Source organism: Duganella sp. Leaf61 (assembly GCF_001421905.1).
GTDB classification, from domain to species: domain Bacteria; phylum Pseudomonadota; class Gammaproteobacteria; order Burkholderiales; family Burkholderiaceae_D; genus Rugamonas; species Rugamonas zoogloeoides.
The window spans coordinates 122,390-141,553 of record NZ_LMLM01000012.1 but is presented as its reverse complement, the minus strand read 5'-3'; the positions used below and the strand labels follow the sequence as shown (position 1 = coordinate 141,553).

Here is a 19,164-nt window from a genome sequence, read left to right as displayed (position 1 = left end):
AAAGCGCTGGCAGCCTCCACCAAAGCAGTCTGCCCGGTGCGCGCGTGTAGCCATAAGCGCCCGCACTGGGTTATATTCCCGTTATTATTTCACTCGCACATGCGCGCAAGATGCATCGAGCGGACTCTGTTTCGTCTAACTTTGGAGAATTAAATGAGTGCTATTGTTGATATTATCGGCCGTGAAATCATCGACTCGCGCGGCAATCCAACCGTCGAATGCGACGTGCTGCTGGAATCGGGCGTGATGGGCCGTGCGGCTGTGCCGTCGGGCGCATCGACCGGTTCGCGCGAAGCGATCGAGCTGCGCGACGGCGATCCGAAGCGTTACTTCGGCAAGGGCGTGCTGCAAGCCTGCGAAAACATCAACACCGAAATCTCGGAAGCGATCATGGGCCTCGACGCCAATGAGCAAGCGTTCCTGGACCGCACTCTGATTGACCTGGACGGTACCGAAAACAAGAGCCGCCTGGGCGCCAACGCCATGCTGGCCGTGTCGATGGCCGTGGCCAAGGCTGCTGCCGAAGAAGCGGGCCTGCCACTGTACCGCTACTTCGGCGGTTCGGGCGCGATGCAACTGCCAGTGCCGATGATGAACGTGATCAACGGCGGCGCGCACGCCGACAACAACCTGGACATCCAGGAATTCATGATCATTCCGGTGGGTGCACCGTCGTTCAAGGAAGCCGTGCGTTATGGTGCGGAAGTGTTCCACACCCTGAAAAAGATCCTGCACAAGAAGGGTCTGAGCACCGCCGTGGGCGACGAAGGCGGTTTCGCGCCATCGCTGGCCAACCATGAGGAAGCCATCAAGCTGATCATCCAGGCTATCGAAGAAGCCGGCTACGAGCCAGGCACCCAGATCGCGCTGGGCCTGGACTGCGCCGCGTCGGAATTCTACAAGAACGGCAAGTACGAACTGGAAGGCGAGGGCCTGTCGCTCACCGCCACCGAGTTCACCAACCTGCTGGCCACCTGGTGCGACAAGTACCCGATCATCTCGATCGAAGACGCGATGCACGAAGGCGACTGGGACGGCTGGGCGATCCTGACCAAGGAACTGGGCCAGAAGGTGCAACTGGTGGGCGACGACCTGTACGTCACCAACACCAAGATCCTGAAAGAAGGCATCCAGAAGGGCATCGCCAACTCGATCCTGATCAAGATCAACCAGATCGGCACCCTGACCGAAACTTTTGCGGCCATCGAAATGGCCAAGCGCGCCGGTTACACGGCCGTGATCTCGCACCGTTCGGGCGAGACCGAAGATTCGACCATTGCCGATATCGCTGTTGGCCTGAACGCCCTGCAGATCAAGACCGGCTCGATGTCGCGCTCGGACCGCATGGCCAAGTACAACCAGCTGCTGCGCATTGAAGAAGATCTGGGCGACATCGCTTCCTACCCAGGCCGCGACGCCTTCTACAACCTGAAGTAATTCTGTACCGAGCGGCCGGAACTTCCCGGCCGCTTTTTTATACTCCCTATTCCATGCGTCTGATTACACTAGGCCTGGCAGTCCTGCTGCTGTTGATACAGTACCCGCTCTGGCTGGGCAAGGGCGGCTGGCTGCGCGTGGCCGATTTCGAGGCGCAAGTCGATGCGGCCCACAAGAAAAATGCGGAGCTCCTGGCCCGCAATGCCAAGCTCGATTCCGAAGTGCGCGACCTCAAGGACGGCACCGGCGCCGTCGAAGAACGCGCCCGTTACGAGCTCAGCATGATCAAGGAAAACGAGATTTTCGTGCAAATCGTCGGCAAGGGCCATTCCGTGCCGAACGTGCCGCTGGCGGCGCCGCCGTCGGCCGATGCTCCTGCCCGTCCCGCGCCGGCCCATTGACCATGCTCTGGCGCGCCATCATGCTGTGGACGATGCTCGCACTGGGCGCGATGTCCGGCCCGGTGTTTGCCGCTGCCGCTGTTGTTGCGGCCGTTGCCCCCGCCAGCGCTGTTGACACCTGCATTCCCCTGCGCATCGGCTACATCGACCAGCACCGCCCGCCGTACTGGATGGGCGAGGGCGAGCAGGTGCCTGAGCCGCCTGGCGCCGGCGTGGACCTGATGCGCGACGCCGCCCAGGCCGCCGGCTTCGGCTGTGCGCCCACGCTGGTACGGTTGCCGCCGGCGCGCCTGCGCGTGGCGCTGGCCAATGGCGACATCGACATGTCGCCGCTCGGTGAAATGCCTGCTTATCCGGCCGGCATCGCGCTGCCGCGCGACAATAAGGGCAACATCGACCTTGACCGCGCCATGCACAACACCCTGGTGGTGCTGGTGCGCGCCAGGGACAAGCTGCCCGCAGCCACCGATCCGATGCAGTACTTCAAAGGCAAGGTGCTGGGCGTGGCGCTCGGGCAAAGCTATACTGCGCGTCTGCGCGAGGCCGGCCTGAACATCGATGACGGCGGCCGCGATCTCGAGCGCAATATCGAAAAACTGCGGCTTGGCCGCGTCGATGGCGTGGTGGCGGCAGCCGTGGTGCCCAAGCACCTCAAGCTCATGCTGGACCGCTACAAGGGCGCCATCGTGCAACTGCCACAGCCGCTGATCAGCACGCGCGTATGGCTGGCGTTCAACGAGTCCTACTACCGCGCGCACCGCCCGCAGGTTGAAGCGCTGTGGACCTGGCTCGACGTCAATCGCAGCCGGCTCGGCTATACCCTGGAAAAATACCGCAAGCAGGATTAGAACGCCTGACCAGCCTCCATAACGGCGTTACAGCTCCTCGCCGTACTGGCGTACTGTCTTCGTCGCTGCGCCTTGCTCTGGAGCCTGTCTCGGCGCGCTACTGGTGTAACGGACCTGCCCGCATAGCGACCAGCGGCTACAATACGGGTCCGCTTCAAGCACCGAGTTCGATTTGAAATTCCTGATTCCTGCACTGCTCCTGTCGGTTGCCTTCCATGCCGGCGCTGCCACCGCTGTCTCTGCCAACGCTGCTGCGAGTCCCACTATCGCGCCACCTGTCGTCAACAATATTTTGCGCGCCCAGGTGCTGCTTGACCGCGCCCATTTTTCGTCCGGCGAAATCGACGGCACGGTGGGCAGCAACTTGCGCCGCGCTGTCACCGGTTTCCAGAAGCTGCGCCAGTTGCCCGTAACCGGCAAGCTCGACGACGCCACCTGGGCCGCACTCAAGGCCGACCAGGCGCCCACGCTCGACGTCTACACGCTCACCGCCGAAGACATCGCCGGACCGTATGCGCCAGTGCCCGCCGCCATGGGCGACAAGGCCAAGCTGGCCCGGCTCGGATACGCGAACCTGCTCGAAGCGCTCGGTGAAAAATTCCACAGCAGCCCGGCGCTCCTGCGCAAGCTCAATCCCGGCAAGACGTTCAAACGCGCCGGCGAGCAACTGCTGGTGCCCAATGTCGTCAACGCACCGCCGTTGCCCAAGGCCGCCACCATCCTGGTCGATGCCATCGAGGGCACCTTGACCTTGCTGGACGCTGGCGGCATGCCGATCGCCCAGTTCCCGGCCAGTACCGGCAGCAAGCACGACCCGTTGCCGGAGGGGCGCTGGACCGTGCTGGGCATTGCCGTCAATCCCGACTACCGTTACAACCCCAAGCTGTTCTGGGACGCCAAGCCGGGCGACGTCAAGGCGCGCATCGCCCCCGGCCCCAACAACCCGGTGGGCGTGGCCTGGATCGACCTGAGCAAGGATCACTACGGCATCCATGGCACACCCGAGCCGGCCAATATCGGCAAGACCCAGTCGCACGGCTGCATCCGCCTGACCAACTGGGACGTGATGAAAGTAGTGAAAGCGATCGCGCGCGGCGCGACGGTGTTGTTACAGGCTTGACCGGGTTACACTGGCGTTTTCCCTGACGAGGATGCTGCATGACCGATACCGCGCTGGACCTGATTTTTGATAACGCCGGGCTCGACAGCCGCTTGCAATGGCACTGCGAGCCGGCCAACTGGCGCATTGACGCCGCCGCCCGCTGTCTGCGCATCGCCCCCGATGCCAATACCGACTTCTGGCAGCGCACGCACTATGGTTTCCAGGTGGATAACGGCCACTTCCTCCATCTGCCAGCGTACGGCGACTTCGTGCTCACCACCCGGGTCACGTCGAAGCCAGTGCATCAGTACGACCAGGCCGGCCTGATGGTACGGTTGTCCGATGGTTGCTGGCTCAAGACGTCGGTGGAGTTCGAGCCGGACGGCGATAACCGCCTGGGCGCCGTGGTCACCAACGGCCATTACTCGGACTGGTCCACCCAGCCGCTGCCCAAGCACATCGACACCGTGTGGTTCCGCATCCGCGCCGAGGCCGCGGACTGCATCGTCGAGTCATCGTTCGATGGCGAAACCTGGACCCAGATCCGCATCGCCCACCTGGCCGAACGCGGCGCTGCCGCCAGCGTGGCCTGCGGCCTGTACGCGTGCAGTCCGAAGGCGGCCGGCTACCAGGCCGAGTTCGCGTTCCTGTCGTTTGTTCCCGGCCGTCTTTAACTTTACTGAAAGCCCTTATGCCATTGACATCCTACCTCGGTACCAGCCCCGTGCTCGGTGAAGACATCTACGTCCACGAATCGGCGCAAGTGATCGGCGACGTCCAGATCGGCCGCGACAGCTCGGTATGGTGCAACACCGTGCTGCGCGGCGACGTCAACCGTATCGTCATCGGCGAGTGCAGCAATGTGCAAGACTTTGCCATGGGCCATGTCTCGCACAAGAGCGCATCGAAACCCGACGGCTCGCCGCTGACCATCGGCAACTACGTCACCATCGGCCACTCGGTAATCCTGCACGGCTGCACCATCGGTAACGAATGCCTGATCGGCATGGGCTCGATCATCATGGACGACGTGGTGGTGCAAGACCAGGTAATGGTCGGCGCCGGCAGCCTGGTCTCGCCCGGCAAGGTGCTGGAAAGCGGCCACCTGTACATCGGCCGCCCGGCCGTGAAGGCGCGGGCGCTGAGCGCGGAGGAGATCGCCTACCTCAAGTATTCGGCCGAGCATTATGTGCGGGTGAAGAACAATTATCTGGCGGGGTAGCGGACCGCGCAAAAGTACGCCGCAGGAGAGTTGTAGAAAAACAATAGTGACCAACAAGCACCAACTATTGCTTGTAAATGAGAATCATTATTGTTAATATGATTCTTTGCCAGCAATCGTAACCCCCCGAGAGCCAGCCGTTCACATACTCTCTCTGGATACTTTATGGCTGCTACTCCTGCCCGGCAATCCGCCGCTGCTGTTCAATTCCCGCGTCCGCGCCTGATGCGCGTGGCTGTGCAATCTGCTTTGTTGACCTTGCTTGGCGTGGCGCTGCTGCCGGCGCGTGCACAGGAGGCGCAAGTCGCTGCCGTGGCCGCTGCGGCAGGTGCACCGGCGCTGGGCGAAATCGTGGTCCAGGCCAAGCGCGACGATCCGGCCTCCACCCGCAAGGGCACCACCACCGTGATCGGCGCCGAGCAGATCGAGCGCAACAACGCGGTGGACATGGCCAATATCGCCCGCTACTCGCCGCTGATCAGCGTGCCTGGTGCGGCCAGCGGCAGCGGTAACGTGTGGGACGGCGCCGGCAATACAGGCTTCAATATCCGGGGCGTGGAAGGCAACCGCGTGAGCATGGAGCTCGACGGCATCTCCTTGCCTGACGCTGCGCCCAAGCCGGACGGCAACACCATGAATGCCTTCGGCATCGGCCGTGATTATTTCGATCCCGAGACGTTCCACTACGTGAGCATCGGATCGGGCGCCAGCCCGGCCGGCAGCGGCACGCCGGGCCTGGGCGGCTCGGTATCGTTCGTGACCAAGTCGCCGGAGCAGTATCTTGATGGCACGCGCAAGGTGTACGGCGAATACAAGTTCGGCTACTCGGGCGAGCAGAACGCGCGCATGCATGCATTCACGGCTGCCACCGAGATCAGCCCCAGCCTCAAGGCGCTGGTCGTGGGCGTGCACCGCCAGGGCGATGAACTCGATAGCAAGAGCAGTGTGCCGGTCAATCCCGATGACTGGGAAAGCAATGCCATCCTTGCCAAGCTGAACTGGCAAGTGGCGCCTGGCCACAAGCTCGGCTTTACCATCGACAGCTACAAGGCCGACCATCACCGCGTCTACAACAACAAGACGGGCGCCCTGTATCCGCAAGGCGCGATCCAGGATTCGACCACCAAGCGCAACCGCTACAGCATCGAGCACAACTGGACCGACGCCGGTCTGGCTCTGTTCGACAGCCTGAAAACCCACGTGTACAAGCAGGATGCGTCGGTGGTGGATCAGACCAACGCCGCCTACGTGAGCGGCGGCCAGCCTTACTTGCGCTTTATCGAGACCGGCTACTACAACGACAGCCGTGGACTGGTCATCGAGGCCAGCAAGAAACTGGGCACGGCATCGTCGCTGTTCTACGGTGCCAACTATGAAACCCAGGAGTCGCGCCGCCCGTGGTATGAAGACCGCACCGTGGTGCGCACCGGTGCGCACCAGATTACCCGCAAGAATCGCATGGCCGACATGGATACCGACAAGGTCGCCGCTTATGTGCGCGGCGAGTTCGGTTTCCCGCTGGCCGGCCACCAGGCCACCTTGACGCCAGGCCTGCGCGCCGAACATCGCAAGCTGACGCCGAAGAATTTGCAGAACTACGCGATCGCCATTCCCAATGCCGCCAGTGAAGTCAAGGAGGAAAGCGACTCGTACTTCACGCCGAGCCTGAACCTGTCGGTGGAACTGACGCCCACGTTGACTACCTACGCCCAGTATTCTCGCGGCACCCGCTTGCCGAGTTCGGCCGAGCGCACCGGAACTTACGATTCGTTCAGCTACACCGGCGCCGGCGTCGGTTACGCGGTGCTGGGCAACGCCAACCTGCAAAAGGAAACCAGCAACGCCTTCGAGCTGGGCCTGAAAGGCACGGCCACGCCGGGCGTGGAGTTCAGCGCGTCGATGTTTTATACCCGTTATAACAACTTCATCGAGTACGCCACGCAGCCGGCCGATCCGGTCAATTTCCCGACCATCACCTTCGGGTTGTTCCGTCCCGAGAACATCGGCAAGGCGCGCATCTGGGGCGGCGAATTCTCCAGCAACTTCCACTTGGGCCAATGGCTGCAAGGCATGAAGGGCTATAGCGTCAACCTGGCTGCCGGCCTGTCGCGCGGCAATGCGGAGAACCAGTTGACGGGGCAGAAGGGCGCTCTGGTCTCGGTGCAGCCGTACAAGGCCAACGCGACCTTCGCCTGGGACGATCCGGCCAAGCGCGGCGGCGCGGCGTTCATCGTCAGTGGCGTGCGCAGCCAGCGCGCCGGCAACGACGTCATCGGTGGCGTGACCGCCGAACGGTTCCTCACGCCCGGCTACGGCGTGATGGACTTTACCGCCTACTGGAACATCAGCAAGCACGTCGAACTGAGCGCCGGCGCCTACAACCTCGGCGACAAGAAGTACTGGGACTTCGCCTCCGCGCGCGGCTTGCCGGGCGGTACGACCGTGGCCACGCGCGACGATATCGAACGCATGGCGCGTCCCGGCCGCAATTACGCATTCACCCTGAAGGTCATTTACTAATCTTTTAACGGAGCCACCCATGAAACACCATCATCGATACGCACTGGCGCTGGCCAGCGCCTTGCTGCTGACTTCGGTAAACGGCAGCGCCGCCAACCTCGTCGAACAGTGGGACAAGCTGCGTGCCGAACAGCCGCGCTTGCCTGCGCGCGACGCCGCCAGGCAACTTGGCGTCTCCGAAGCGGACTTGCTGGCAACAGGACTGGGCAAGACCGTCACCCGCTTGCAGGACGACGGCACCGCGCCGCGCGAGATCATGCGCCGCGCCCTCGACCTGGGCAAGGTCATGGCGTTGACGCGCAATGAAAACGGCGTGATCGAACGCACCGGCGTTGCCACCCGGCTGAAACCGGATGAGGACGTGCAGACCCTGGACGAAGACAAGGAAAAAGAGCGCGCAGTTCGCATGCGTAACATCGCCGGCGGCTACCTGGGCGGCGAGATCGACCTGCGCTTCTGGTTCGATAAATGGAAGTACGCGTTTGCTGTCGCCCAGCCGGGCAAGGATGGCGTGGTGGCGCGCAGCTTGCAATTTTTTGACGCCAGCGGCAACGCCGTGCACAAGCTCTACGTGCGCAGCGACGCCGGCGCACCGGTGTTCGATAAACTGGTGACCGACTTCCGCAACGCCAACCAGGGCCCGGATCTGAACGTAGCGGCCGCGCCAATCAAGGCCAGAGAGAAGCCGGACAGCGAAATCGACGTCAAGGAATTCCAGCTGGCGTGGAACGAGATCAACGACGTCCACCAGTTCAACCGTTTGCTGACCGAGTTTGGCGTCTCGCGCGAACAGGCGATGCGCCTGGCGCCACCGGGCGCAGCCGAGCGCATCACGCCGCAAGCAGTGCGCACGCTGCTCGAAGGCGCGGCCAGGAACCAGATCAAGTTCATGACCTTCCTCGGTAACGGCGCCACTATCCAGATCTACAGCGGCACCGTGAACAAGGTGGCGGAAGCGGACGGTTACTTCAACGTGCTCGATCCCGAATTCAACCTGCACCTGCGCGACAGCGCGTTTGCCAGCGGTTGGGTGGTCAAGCGGGCAGGGGTGACGTCGGTGGAATTCTTCGATCAAAACAGCGACCAGGTGGTGAGCTTCTTTGCCGTCCGTGAGCGCAACAAGCCAGCACCGCAGCCATGGATCGACTTGGCCGCAGCACTGCCACGCGCCGACACCGCGCGCCAGGCCAGCCGCTAAGAGTTCAGCGCAGGCAACAGAGCACCAGCAGCACGGCGCGGATGAATTGGGTGAGACTTTGACATCCGCGCCACCAGTGCTATTATTTTTGACATGAAGCTCATTACCGGAAAAATCGTGGCTGGCCAGGTAGTCGTCGACGGTGCGCCGTTCGATGAGGGGACCGTCGTATCGGTATTCGCGCATGAGGCCGATGAACCGTTCGAGCTGAGCGACGAAGAAGAAGCTGCCTTGATGCTTTCGATCCAGGAAGCTGAGCGCGGTAAAGTGATTTCGGGCGCAGAACTGCTTGCCAGTTTGCGTGGCCCTTGAATGCGCCATATTCCATCAGCGTTACCCATCGTGCGGCTGCCGAGATACGGCAGTTAGCCTCCTGGTGGCAGCAGCACCGCCTTGCCGCACCGGATGCCGTTCAGCTCGAACTCGAACGCGCATTCACACTCTTGTCCATGTTGCCCAAGGTTGGCGCTATCGCGAAAAACGCCAGACTGGCAAATGTCCGGCGCGTCCATCTCGCTAAAATCCACCACCATCTGTACTACCGAATCGCCGGCAATCGCGTCGAGATCCTGGCGCTGTGGCACACCAGTCGCCACAGCAAACCAGGCATCTGAAACAACGGTCAGCCCGCGAGCGCAGCGCGGCCGAGGGCGGGGTCGTCGGTGAAGAAGCCGTCGATGCCGGTGGCAATGTAGCGTTTCATTTCGGCGATCGAGCCGGCTTCGTTGCGGGCGGTGTCGGCGCCGTTGCGGAAGTCGGCGGCCAGGAAGCGGTTTTCCGGGCGGAAGGTCCACGGTTCGATACGCAGGCCGGCCTTGTGGGCGTCTTCAACCATTGACGACGGTGCTGCCAGGCTGCCGTCTTTTTTCAGCGGGATGATCGAACGGGTCGGGGGCGCTACCACGTCGGCATACTGAGCGATGTCGCGCAGGCCGGCCGGGGTACACATCTGCGCGAAGGTCAGCTTGCCGCCGGCTGCTGCCACGTCCATCGGCCGCACGTCTTCGCCGACCACCAGTTGCATCAGGCGCAGGTTGGCGCGGGTGCCCAGTTTGCTGCGCAGGTATTTCAGGTTGGCTACTTCGAACGACTGGATTTGCACCGGGTTGCGGCGCGTGTAATCGTGCGCGGCGATGATGGACAGGAAGCGGTCTTCCAGCGGCAAGCCGACGCTGGCGAAATAGGTCGAGTGCTTGAGTTCTGGCACGATGCCGATGATGCGCCCGTGCGCGGCCGCTTCGGCCGCGACGAAGTCGATGATTTCCTCGAACGTCACCACCTGGAACATGCCGTTGTACTCGGCGCTGCCGGGACGGAACTGCGGAATGCGCTCGACGGCGCGCAGGGTTTTGAGTTCTGCCAGCGTGAAGTCGTCAACGAACCAGCCGTCGTGCGCTTCGCCGTCGATGGTCTTGCGCGTTTTGCGGCTGGCGAATTGCTTGTGGCTGGCCACGTCGGTGGTCTCGCTCAGGTAGGCTTCGTGGCGTGCGACCAGCACGCCATCCTTGGTGCTGCACAGGTCCGGTTCCACGTAATCGGCGCCATCGACGATGGCCTTGGCGTACGCGGCCAGCGTGTGTTCGGGACGCAGCGCGCTGGCGCCGCGGTGGCCGAATACCAATGGACGTTTGCCACCGGCGATGCCGCCAGCCCCCAGCGGCGCAATGCCCGGCATGCCGGACTGGTCAACACCAGCAGCCGGCGTTGCCGCCAGCACCGAAGCAGGCAGCAACAGCGACGCGCCGGTGATCGTGGCAACTGCGGCGGCTGTCTGAATAAAACCGCGCCGTGACAAGCTGCCCGGCAGCGGTGATGCAAAAATTGGTTTGGTCATCGGAGTCTGTCTCGATAAACCGCGCCGGGTCAAGCCTCCCGGCAGCGGCATGGTAAAAAATCAGAAGTCTGCCATCAACGTCAGGAAGCCCTGGCGTGGTGCGATCGGAAACGTATTGTACGTGCCGCTGGCCGCACCCACTACAACGTTGAGGTCACCCTTTTTGTCGGCCAGGTTGCTGATGTTGACACGGTAGCGCGCGTTCTTGATCCAGTTGCTGTTCAGGAAGGGCAGCTTGCCCGACACGCCCAGGCTCATCAGGAAATAGCTCTTCACCGCCAGGTCGTTGGTGTAGGTGGCGTAGCGCTTGCCCACGTAGTCGCCGATCAGCTGGAGCTCGGTGTCGGCCACGGTGGCGGTGGCAACGAACTTGTTCATCCACTCCGGGCTGCCGGGAATGGTCTTGCCGGCGGTCGGCACGATGGCGCTGCCGTTGCTGTAGTTGTCCTGGTACTCGGCGCGGTTGTACGACAGCGCGTTGTAGAACGAGAAGCCACGGCCGAAGTGCAGCGTGCCCGACAGGTCGATGCCGTCGGTCTTGACGCTGCCCACGTTGGCCAGCACCGGGTTGCCGCCGATGATGGACGAGATCACCGGCGTCGGGCTGATGGTCAGCAGGCGGTCCTTGAAGTTGACGTGGTAGATATTGACCTGGCCATCGAAGGCCGAGATCGAGCCCCAGTTCAGCTGGCGGCTGGTACGCAGGCCCGCTTCATACGTGACCGAAGTTTCCGGCTTGGCCGTGTCGCGGAACAGGTCGAACGCGGCCTGGCTGGCCAGGCTCCACGGCGACGCGCCGCCACCGCCGTAGGTAACGAACTGGCGCATGTTTTTCTGCACATTGAAGAACGCCTGGTCGTGCGGCGTGATGTCCCAGCGCGCGCCCAGTTGCGGCAGGAACCATTTCTTGGTTTCGATCTTGCCGACCGGCAGGGCCGTGGAACCGTTGGCAATCGCGCCCAATTTGGGCTGCACCGGGAACTGGCCATCGGCAAACTGCAGGCTCGATTTGAAGCCGGCCTGCAGCGCGATGTCGTCGCGTACGCGCCATTCGTCCTGCAGGTGCAACTGCACGACCTTGTTGTCGATCTCGCTGCCGTACTGGGTGATCAGCGGATTGCTCGGGCGGTCGTATGGCGAGCTCGGGTTGTTGACGTCGAGCGCATACCAGCGACGGTACGCTTCCGAACGGTTGCGCTCGAACCAGATGCCCGCTTGCAGCTTGTGGTTGCCGATCTCGCTGCGCACGGTGGACAGCCAGCCGGCGCGGTTGATCTTGTATTCGGTGGTGCGGGTGGCGTAACCGGAGTTGCCGAACACCTGCTTCAGATTCTGGCCCGGGAAATACACCGAGAACAGGCCCGGCAAACCGGCCACGCCGATCGGACCCGCTACCACGCCCACGCCGTCGTCGTTGTGGTAGTACACCTGGTTCGACCAGGTGGTGTTGTCGCTGACGTTCATGTCGAACTTGGCGTAGGTCAGGTAGTCGGTGCGCTGGGCATCGCTGTAGTAGTTGCGGTAGTTATTGCCTTCGGCCGTCGGCGTGGCGCCGGTGGGCGACAGGTAATTCACCGCTTCCTGGAAATTCGGGTACATGAACGGGCGCGTGTACGGCTGGTACTTTTCGCTAGCCGAGCGCACGGTGCTGTCTTCGTTCGGTTCGATCTTGTCCGAGTAGTTGAGGAACAGGGTCAGCTTGCCCAGGCTGCCCTGGTTCACGTACTTGGCGTTGAACTGGTCGCCGCCCTGGCGCGCATCGAAGTCCCACGCCTTTTGTTCGTGGTGCAGGGCCGAGATGTAGGCGCTGCTGCCGTCGCCAAACGCGCCGGTATCGTAACGGACAAACGTGCGCGAGGTGGTGTGGCTGCCCACGGTTTGCTGCACGGCCAGGTTGCGGGTTGGCGTGGGATCGCTCGAGAAGGTCTCGATGGTGCCGCCGAGGTTGCTGGTGGACGCGGTGGCCAGGTCGCCGGCGCCCGACGACAGGATCACGCTGCCGACGTTTTCACTGATCACGGCGCGCTGTGGCGACAGGCCGTTGTAGTTGCCGTATTGCTGGTCACCAAGCGGCACGCCGTCCATGGTGTAGCCAAGTTGCTGGCCGGAGAAGCCGTGGATGAACAGCGACAGGTTTTGTTCGTTGTTGCCCCACGGGTCGGCGGTCTGGAAGCTCACGCCCGGCAGGGTTTGCAGGGCTTTCAGCGGGTTGATGCCTGGCAGGATTTTCTGCATGTCGCTCTTGCTCATTTCCACCGAGGAGCGCGTCTTGCGGGTCGAGATTTCCACGGTGGCGATTGGCGCGCCAGCGGCGCCCACGGTGGCAGCATCGGCCTCGGCTGCGGCAGGGGCCTCGGCCATCTCGGCAACAGCGGCGGCAATATTGGCAGCCATGGCCAGCATCGGGAGACTCAAAGCGATGAAGCATGCCGAGCGCATTACGGATAATTTCTTGTTCATGTTTACCTTGTAGCCAGATTAAGTGAATCGCAACGTGGCGCATGATAGGTTTCGCATGTGACCGCGTGATGACCGCTCGGTGACTGCTCAGTGACTGCTCGGTGACGGCAGCATGACCGCAAAAATCCCGGGGCTGGTACACTGTGCCCGATGGAAATAACCAGGAATCACACCATGCGCATCCCTGTCGTCCTTGCTGCCCTGGCGCTGGCCTTGTCCCTCGGTGGCTGCTACACCGTCAACCAGGGCAAGCTCGGTAACTTCGTCACGTCCACGATCCAGCCGGGCATGACCCTGGACGAAGCGCTGGTGCGCATGCGCGCCGAGCAGTTCGACTGCCAGAGCAGCAGCGCCGGCACGCTGACGGCGTGCACCCGCACCCAGCACAGCCTGGTGCGCGGCGAGTGCCAGGAGCGGGTGGACCTGGTGCGCAGCGCCGCGTCGGTCCGCATGCTGGGCGGCATCGACATCCTTGCAATCAAATGTTCTAGATAGTTCACTCAATGGCTCGACCGAAATACCTCCCCGATAACTTCACGCTGGCCATGATCGTCACGGTCGCCGCTGCCAGCCTCTTTCCCTGTACCGGCCAGGCCGCCGTGGTCTTTGACAATGTCACCCACGCCGCCGTGTGCCTGCTGTTTTTCCTGCACGGCGCCAAGCTCTCGCGCGAGGCGGTGATTGCCGGCATCACGCACTGGCGCCTGCACCTGCTGGTGCTGCTGTTTACGTTCGCCTTGTTTCCGCTCCTGGGCCTTGGTTTGCGCCCGCTGCTCGAGCCGCTGGTTACGCCCGACCTCTACCTGGGGATATTGTTCCTGTGCATGCTGCCATCGACGGTGCAGTCGTCGATCGCGTTTACGGCGGCCGCGCGCGGCAATGTGCCGGCCGCCATTTGCAGCGCGTCGGCCTCGAATCTGTTGGGGATTTTCATTACGCCGCTGCTGGTTGGCCTGTTGACCAGTGCGCAGATGCAGGGCGGTTCGTCGCTCGAATCGTTCGGCCAGATCGCCACCCAGTTGCTGCTGCCGTTCATTGCCGGCCAGGTGGCGCGGCGCTGGATCGGCGCCTGGGTCGAGCGCAACAAGGCGATGACCCGGCTGGTGGACCAGGGTTCGATCCTGCTGGTGGTGTACACGGCATTCAGCGAGGCGGTGGGGCAGGGCTTGTGGCACCAGGTGTCGGGCCGTTCGCTGGCCGGGCTGCTGCTGATCGACGTGATATTGCTGGCGCTGGTGATGTTCACCGCTGCCAGGTTGAGCCGCAAGCTGGGCTTCAGCCGCGAAGACCAGATTGCAATCGTGTTCTGTGGTTCGAAGAAGAGTTTGGCCAGCGGCGTGCCGATGGCCAAGGTGCTGTTTGCCGGGGGCACGCTGGGAGCGGTGGTGCTGCCCTTGATGCTGTTCCACCAGTTGCAGTTGATGGTGTGCGCGGTGCTGGCGCAACGTTACGCCAGCTCGGCCGAGCAAGAAAAGCAGGCCGAGCTGACTTGATGCTGACTTCTTCGGCTTAGTGCTTGGCTTCGCCCGGTGGCAGCAACGCTTCCACCGGCGCATCGGTGGCAAACAGCTGGGCCACGTCCACCTTGTCGTAGTCGTAGTGCTGGCCGCAGAAGTCGCAGTTGACGCCCACGTGGCCTTGCTCGGCCACGACACTGTCGATTTCCTCCTGGCCCAGCATCTTGAGCATATTGCCCACTTTTTCGCGGGTGCAATTGCAGTGGAATGACGGCGTGAGGGGGTCGAACACGCGGATAGTTTCTTCCCAGAACAGGCGCTGCATCAGCACGTCCACCGTGGTCTCCAGCATTTCCTGTTCCTTCAGCGTGCCGCCGAGCATGACCGCGCGGTTCCAGGTTTCCAGCGCTTCGTCGGCCGACAGCGGCGCGACACCGGCCTTGCCACCGTGGTCCGGCAATTTTTGCAGCAGCAGGCCGCGCGAGGTGGTGTCGTCGGTGGCCAGCCACAGCTTGGTGTCGAGCTGTTCCGAGCGCAACATGTAGTTTTCGATGATGGTCGCCACGTCCTCGCCGTCCAGCGGTACGATGCCCTGGTACGGCTGCTGGCCCGGCACCTTGTCGGCCGGGTCGAGCGTGATGATGAAGCGGCCGTTGCCGGTGGCGTTGAGCAGCGACGCCAGCGAGGCGTCGTCGGCGATCACCGCGTCGGGCGCCAGCTTGGCGGTGGCGCGCAGGCGCAGGTCGGAGTCGCACTCGACCACCAGCAGGCGCACCGGACCGTCACCATGGATTTGCATGATGATCGAACCGTTGAACTTGAGGTTGGCGGACAGCAGCGCCGCCGCGCTCACCATCTGGCCCAGCAGCTTTTTGACCGGCGTCGGGTAGGCGTGGCGCGCCAGTACCTCGCGCCACGTGGCCGAGATGTCGATGAACTGGCCGCGCACGGCAGCGTTGTCGAAAATGAATTTCTGCAGGGTGTCCTGGGACAGGGTAATGCTCATATTAGTATCCAATCTGTTTTGGCGGCGTGAAAGCGTGGCCACGATAACCCGCTATTTTACGCGTGCACGGGGCCAGCACGTGCAACGAACGGTCGTGCTATTATTTTGGTTCCAACAATGTCTGCGGCCAGCAATCATCCGATATTGCGCCGGGGCCGCTAATTTCAAGGCACACACCATGACCCTCACGCCATCGCGCTCCGAATTTCTGACCATACGTGGCCTGCGCTGCCACGTGCGCCACTGGGGCAACGAGGGCGCGCCAAAAATCTTCATGATGCATGGCTGGATGGACGTGGGCGCCTCGTTCCAGTTCGTGGTCGATGCCTTGCAGGGCGACTGGCACGTGATCGCGCCCGACTGGCGCGGCTTTGGTTTGTCCGAGCGCAGCGGCGCCGACACCTACTGGTTCCCCGACTACCTGGCCGATCTCGACGCCATCCTGCGCCATTATGCGCCGGGCCAGGCGGTCAACCTGCTCGGTCACAGCATGGGCGGCAACGTGGTGGGCCTGTATGCGGGCGCTCGTCCCGAACGCGTCCGCAAGCTGATCAACCTGGAAGGGGCGGGCTTGCGCGCGCCGCGTCCGGAGCAAACCCCGGGCCGCTATGCCCAGTGGCTCGACGGTTTGCTGGAAAAATCGGCGCTGCGCAGCTATCCCACCCAGTCTGCCGTGGCAGCACGCCTGCAAAAGACCAATCCGCGCCTGTCGGACGAACGCGCCGCCTTCCTGGCGCAGCACTGGTCGGCGCAAAACGACGTGGGCCAGTGGGAAATCCTCGGCGACCCCATCCACAAGCAGGCCGGTCCCTTGCCGTACCACGTGGAAGACATCCTGGCGTGCTGGGACGCGATTACCGCGCCGGTGCTGTGGGTGGAGGCCGACCAGACCAATATGTGGGACTGGCTCGGATCGCAACCGAAAGGACGCGTGGAGCTCGACCGTCGCCTGGGCCATTTGCGCAAGCTGCGCCGCGAAACCATCGTCGGCGCCGGCCACATGTTGCACCACGATCAGCCGGTGGCGCTGGCGCGCCTGATCGAGGATTTTCTCAAGGACTGATCAGCACGCCAGCTTGCGTGGAAAAGCCGCAGGCAGCGTACAATGAATGCTTCTACGTCGCCCAAAAAATCATGCTCAAAGTCGATCTGCACTGCCACTCCAACGTTTCCGACGGCGTCATGACGCCGCAGGCCGTGGCTGCGTACGCGCGCCAGGCCGGCGTGGACGTGTGGGCGCTGACCGATCACGACGAAGTGGGCGGTATTGCCGCCGCGCGCGTGGCGGCAGAAGAGCAGGGCATGCGGTTCATCACCGGCGTGGAAATCTCGATCACCTGGGCCAGGGAAACCGTGCACATCGTCGGCCTGAACATCGACGAGCACCATCCCGAGCTGACCGCCGGCCTGGCGCGCACGCGCGCCGGACGCGACCACCGGGCCCGCGAAATCTCGCGCCAGCTTGAACTGGCCGGCATCGACGGCGCCTACGAGGGCGCTTTAAAATTCGTCGGCAACCCGGATCTGATGTCGCGCACCCATTTCGCCCGCTATCTGGTCGAGATTGGTGCTTGCGCCAACATTCCCGAAGTATTCCGCAAGTATCTGTCGGAAGGCCGGCCCGGCTATGTGCCGCATTCGTGGGGCACGCTGGCCGACACCGTCGGCTGGATACGCGCTGCCGGTGGCGTGGCGGTGATCGCCCACCCGGGCCGCTACCGCTTCAGCCAGCTGGCCCAGGGCCAGCTGTTCGACGAGTTCAAGCAGCTCGGTGGCGCCGCCATCGAAGTGGTGACGGGCAGCCATACGCCGGACCAGTATCCCGAGTATGCGCAACTGGCCAATTATTACGGCTTCCTGGCCTCGCGCGGGTCGGATTTTCATGCGCCGGGCGAGTCGCGCGTCGATTTCGCCGCGCTGCCGCCTTTGCCGGGCAATGTCACCCCCGTCTGGCACGACTGGTTCTGACCGGGCGGCTTCGACCGCGATTCAGCTCGCCTCTTGATTTTGCGATACCCCGGTCATACCTTATGATCTGGGCAATCTTGTCCGCACGGAGAAATACCTTATGAAACGCATCGTCCTCTTTATCGCCACCAACCTCGCCGTGATGCTGGTGCTGTCCATCGTCCTGTCGCTGCTGGGCATCGGCCGTCCCGGTGCCGGCAACACGCTGGAACTGGGCAGCTTGCTGGCGTTTTCGCTGGTGGTGGGCTTTACTGGCGCGATCTTCTCGCTGCTGATCAGCAAGCCGATGGCCAAGTGGTCCACCGGCGCGCGCGTAATCGACAATCCGTCCAACTCCACCGAACTGTGGCTGGTCAATACCGTGCGCCAGCTGTCCGAGCGCGCCGGCATCGGCATGCCGGAAGTGGCCGTGTACCAGGGCGAACCGAACGCGTTTGCCACCGGCGCGTTTAAAAATTCGGCGCTGGTTGCCGTCTCCACCGGCCTGCTCGAGAGCATGAACCAGCAGGAAGTGGAAGCCGTGCTCGGTCACGAGGTGGCCCACATCGCCAACGGTGACATGGTCACCATGACCCTGATCCAGGGCGTGGTCAACACCTTCGTGGTGTTCCTGGCGCGTATCGTCGGCTTCTTTGTCGACAAGGTGCTGCTGAAAAACACCGACCGCCAGGGCGTGGGCATCGGCTACATGGCCACCGTGTTCGTCTGCGAACTGATTTTTGGTTTGGCCGCTTCGCTGATCGTGGCGTGGTTCTCGCGCCAGCGCGAATTCCGCGCCGACGCCGGCTCGGCCAAGCTGCTGGGCAGCACCATGCCGATGCAGCACGCACTGGCGCGCCTGAACGGCGTGCCGCCCGGCGCGCTGCCGCAATCGATCGCAGCGGCCGGTATTACCAGTGGCCGTGGCTGGAGCGCGCTGTTCTCCACCCACCCGCCCTTCGAACAACGCATTGCCGCGCTGCAAAACCTGCGCGCGTGAGCAAGAAGGAATAAGCCGACGTCATGAGCCAATTTTTCCAGATCCATCCCGACAATCCGCAGATCCGCCTGATCAAGCAGGCCGCGCAAATCATCCACGGCGGCGGCATTGTCGCCGTGCCGACCGATTCCTGCTATGCGCTGGTATGCCACCTGGACGACAAGGGGGCCGTGGAGCGGCTGCGCCGCCTGCGCGGCATCGACGAGAAGCACCACCTGACCCTGCTGTGCCGCGATTTGAGCGAGCTGGGCGTGTACGCCCGCGTCGATAATCGCCAGTTCCGCCTGCTCAAGGCAGCGACGCCGGGGCCATTCACTTTTATTCTTGAAGCGACAAAAGTGGTGCCGCGCCGCTTGAGCCATCCGTCGCGCAAGACCATCGGCCTGCGCGTGCCGGAAGACGCCATCATCAACGCCTTGCTGGCCGAGCTGGGCCAGCCTCTGCTTGGCACCACCCTGATCATGCCGGGCGAAACCGAGGCGCTCAACGATGCCGACACCATTTGCGAACGCCTTGGCAAGCAACTGGAACTGGTGATCGACGGCGGCGCCTGCAGCATGGAGCCGACCACCGTGATCGATCTGACCGGCGCCGAAGCCGAGCTGGTACGCCAGGGCCGGGGCGATGCTTCCGTGTTCGGCATCTGATCGCTTCCTTCCTGGGCTGTAAGCTTCACCGCGCGCCGGTCCCGGCCGGCGCACCGATTCCTCATGCCGCCTCTGGTAGAATCAT

At 63.0% G+C, this 19,164-nt stretch carries 19 protein-coding genes; 16 read left to right on the top strand and 3 right to left on the bottom strand.

Annotated features, from left to right (window positions below):
• Positions 1-153: 153 nt before the first annotated feature.
• From eno to ASF04_RS28700, 10 genes are all read left to right on the top strand, one after another.
• Complete coding sequence (gene eno, locus ASF04_RS09645; RefSeq protein ID WP_019922744.1) at positions 154-1,437, top strand: phosphopyruvate hydratase; 1,284 nt, start codon at positions 154-156, stop codon at positions 1,435-1,437.
• 53 nt (positions 1,438-1,490) lie between these two features.
• Positions 1,491-1,838, top strand: coding sequence for a cell division protein FtsB (gene ftsB, locus ASF04_RS09640; RefSeq protein ID WP_056140532.1), 348 nt, complete (start codon positions 1,491-1,493; stop codon positions 1,836-1,838).
• Between the two features lie 2 nt (positions 1,839-1,840).
• Complete coding sequence (locus ASF04_RS09635) at positions 1,841-2,686, top strand: transporter substrate-binding domain-containing protein (RefSeq protein ID WP_056140529.1); 846 nt, start codon at positions 1,841-1,843, stop codon at positions 2,684-2,686.
• A 172-nt stretch (positions 2,687-2,858) separates the two neighbouring features.
• Positions 2,859-3,806, top strand: a complete 948-nt coding sequence (locus ASF04_RS09630) for a L,D-transpeptidase (protein ID WP_056140527.1) — start codon at positions 2,859-2,861, stop codon at positions 3,804-3,806.
• 38 nt (positions 3,807-3,844) lie between these two features.
• A complete protein-coding gene (locus ASF04_RS09625) occupies positions 3,845-4,462 on the top strand; it encodes a DUF1349 domain-containing protein (RefSeq protein ID WP_056140524.1) in 618 nt (205 codons plus the stop codon).
• 17 nt (positions 4,463-4,479) lie between these two features.
• A complete protein-coding gene (locus tag ASF04_RS09620) occupies positions 4,480-5,010 on the top strand; it encodes a gamma carbonic anhydrase family protein (protein ID WP_056140521.1) in 531 nt (176 codons plus the stop codon).
• 165 nt (positions 5,011-5,175) lie between these two features.
• A complete protein-coding gene (locus ASF04_RS09615; RefSeq protein ID WP_229204991.1) occupies positions 5,176-7,530 on the top strand; it encodes a TonB-dependent receptor domain-containing protein in 2,355 nt (784 codons plus the stop codon).
• A 19-nt stretch (positions 7,531-7,549) separates the two neighbouring features.
• Positions 7,550-8,728, top strand: coding sequence for a hemin-degrading factor (locus tag ASF04_RS09610; protein ID WP_056140517.1), 1,179 nt, complete (start codon positions 7,550-7,552; stop codon positions 8,726-8,728).
• 93 nt (positions 8,729-8,821) lie between these two features.
• Positions 8,822-9,040 (top strand): hypothetical protein, encoded by a 219-nt coding sequence (locus tag ASF04_RS09605; RefSeq protein ID WP_056140514.1) that lies wholly within the window; start codon positions 8,822-8,824, stop codon positions 9,038-9,040.
• The gene (locus ASF04_RS28700; RefSeq protein ID WP_082488670.1) at positions 9,037-9,342 is read left to right on the top strand and encodes a type II toxin-antitoxin system RelE/ParE family toxin; all 306 of its coding nucleotides are present in this window, start codon (positions 9,037-9,039) and stop codon (positions 9,340-9,342) included. The genes ASF04_RS09605 and ASF04_RS28700 overlap by 4 nt, the downstream gene beginning before the upstream one ends.
• Before the next feature lie 8 nt (positions 9,343-9,350).
• Here the strand turns inward: ASF04_RS28700 and ASF04_RS09595 are convergent, their stop codons facing one another.
• Entirely contained in the window at positions 9,351-10,562 is a 1,212-nt protein-coding gene (locus tag ASF04_RS09595; protein WP_229204990.1) for a glycerophosphodiester phosphodiesterase, read from the bottom strand.
• Between the two features lie 60 nt (positions 10,563-10,622).
• Positions 10,623-13,022 (bottom strand): TonB-dependent receptor, encoded by a 2,400-nt coding sequence (locus ASF04_RS09590; protein ID WP_056140507.1) that lies wholly within the window; start codon positions 13,020-13,022, stop codon positions 10,623-10,625.
• A gap of 174 nt (positions 13,023-13,196) precedes the next feature.
• Here ASF04_RS09590 and ASF04_RS09585 point away from each other — a divergent pair, with 174 nt between their 5' ends.
• Positions 13,197-13,517: a hypothetical protein gene (locus tag ASF04_RS09585; RefSeq protein WP_056140504.1), complete on the top strand. Its 321-nt coding sequence runs from the start codon at positions 13,197-13,199 to the stop codon at positions 13,515-13,517.
• Positions 13,518-13,525: 8 nt separating this feature from the next.
• Complete coding sequence (locus ASF04_RS09580; RefSeq protein WP_056140499.1) at positions 13,526-14,515, top strand: bile acid:sodium symporter family protein; 990 nt, start codon at positions 13,526-13,528, stop codon at positions 14,513-14,515.
• A gap of 16 nt (positions 14,516-14,531) precedes the next feature.
• Here ASF04_RS09580 and hslO read toward each other — a convergent pair whose 3' ends face one another.
• Positions 14,532-15,485: an Hsp33 family molecular chaperone HslO gene (hslO, locus tag ASF04_RS09575; RefSeq protein ID WP_056140496.1), complete on the bottom strand. Its 954-nt coding sequence runs from the start codon at positions 15,483-15,485 to the stop codon at positions 14,532-14,534.
• A gap of 178 nt (positions 15,486-15,663) precedes the next feature.
• Between hslO and ASF04_RS09570 the strand changes: the two genes are divergently transcribed.
• From ASF04_RS09570 to ASF04_RS09555, 4 genes are all read left to right on the top strand, one after another.
• On the top strand, positions 15,664-16,548 hold the full coding sequence (locus ASF04_RS09570) for an alpha/beta fold hydrolase (RefSeq protein WP_056140495.1): 885 nt from the start codon (positions 15,664-15,666) through the stop codon (positions 16,546-16,548).
• A gap of 71 nt (positions 16,549-16,619) precedes the next feature.
• A complete protein-coding gene (locus ASF04_RS09565) occupies positions 16,620-17,453 on the top strand; it encodes a 3',5'-nucleoside bisphosphate phosphatase (protein WP_056141904.1) in 834 nt (277 codons plus the stop codon).
• A gap of 100 nt (positions 17,454-17,553) precedes the next feature.
• Positions 17,554-18,432, top strand: coding sequence for a protease HtpX (htpX, locus tag ASF04_RS09560; RefSeq protein ID WP_019922727.1), 879 nt, complete (start codon positions 17,554-17,556; stop codon positions 18,430-18,432).
• 23 nt (positions 18,433-18,455) lie between these two features.
• Complete coding sequence (locus tag ASF04_RS09555) at positions 18,456-19,079, top strand: L-threonylcarbamoyladenylate synthase (protein WP_056140492.1); 624 nt, start codon at positions 18,456-18,458, stop codon at positions 19,077-19,079.
• Positions 19,080-19,164: the final 85 nt, after the last annotated feature.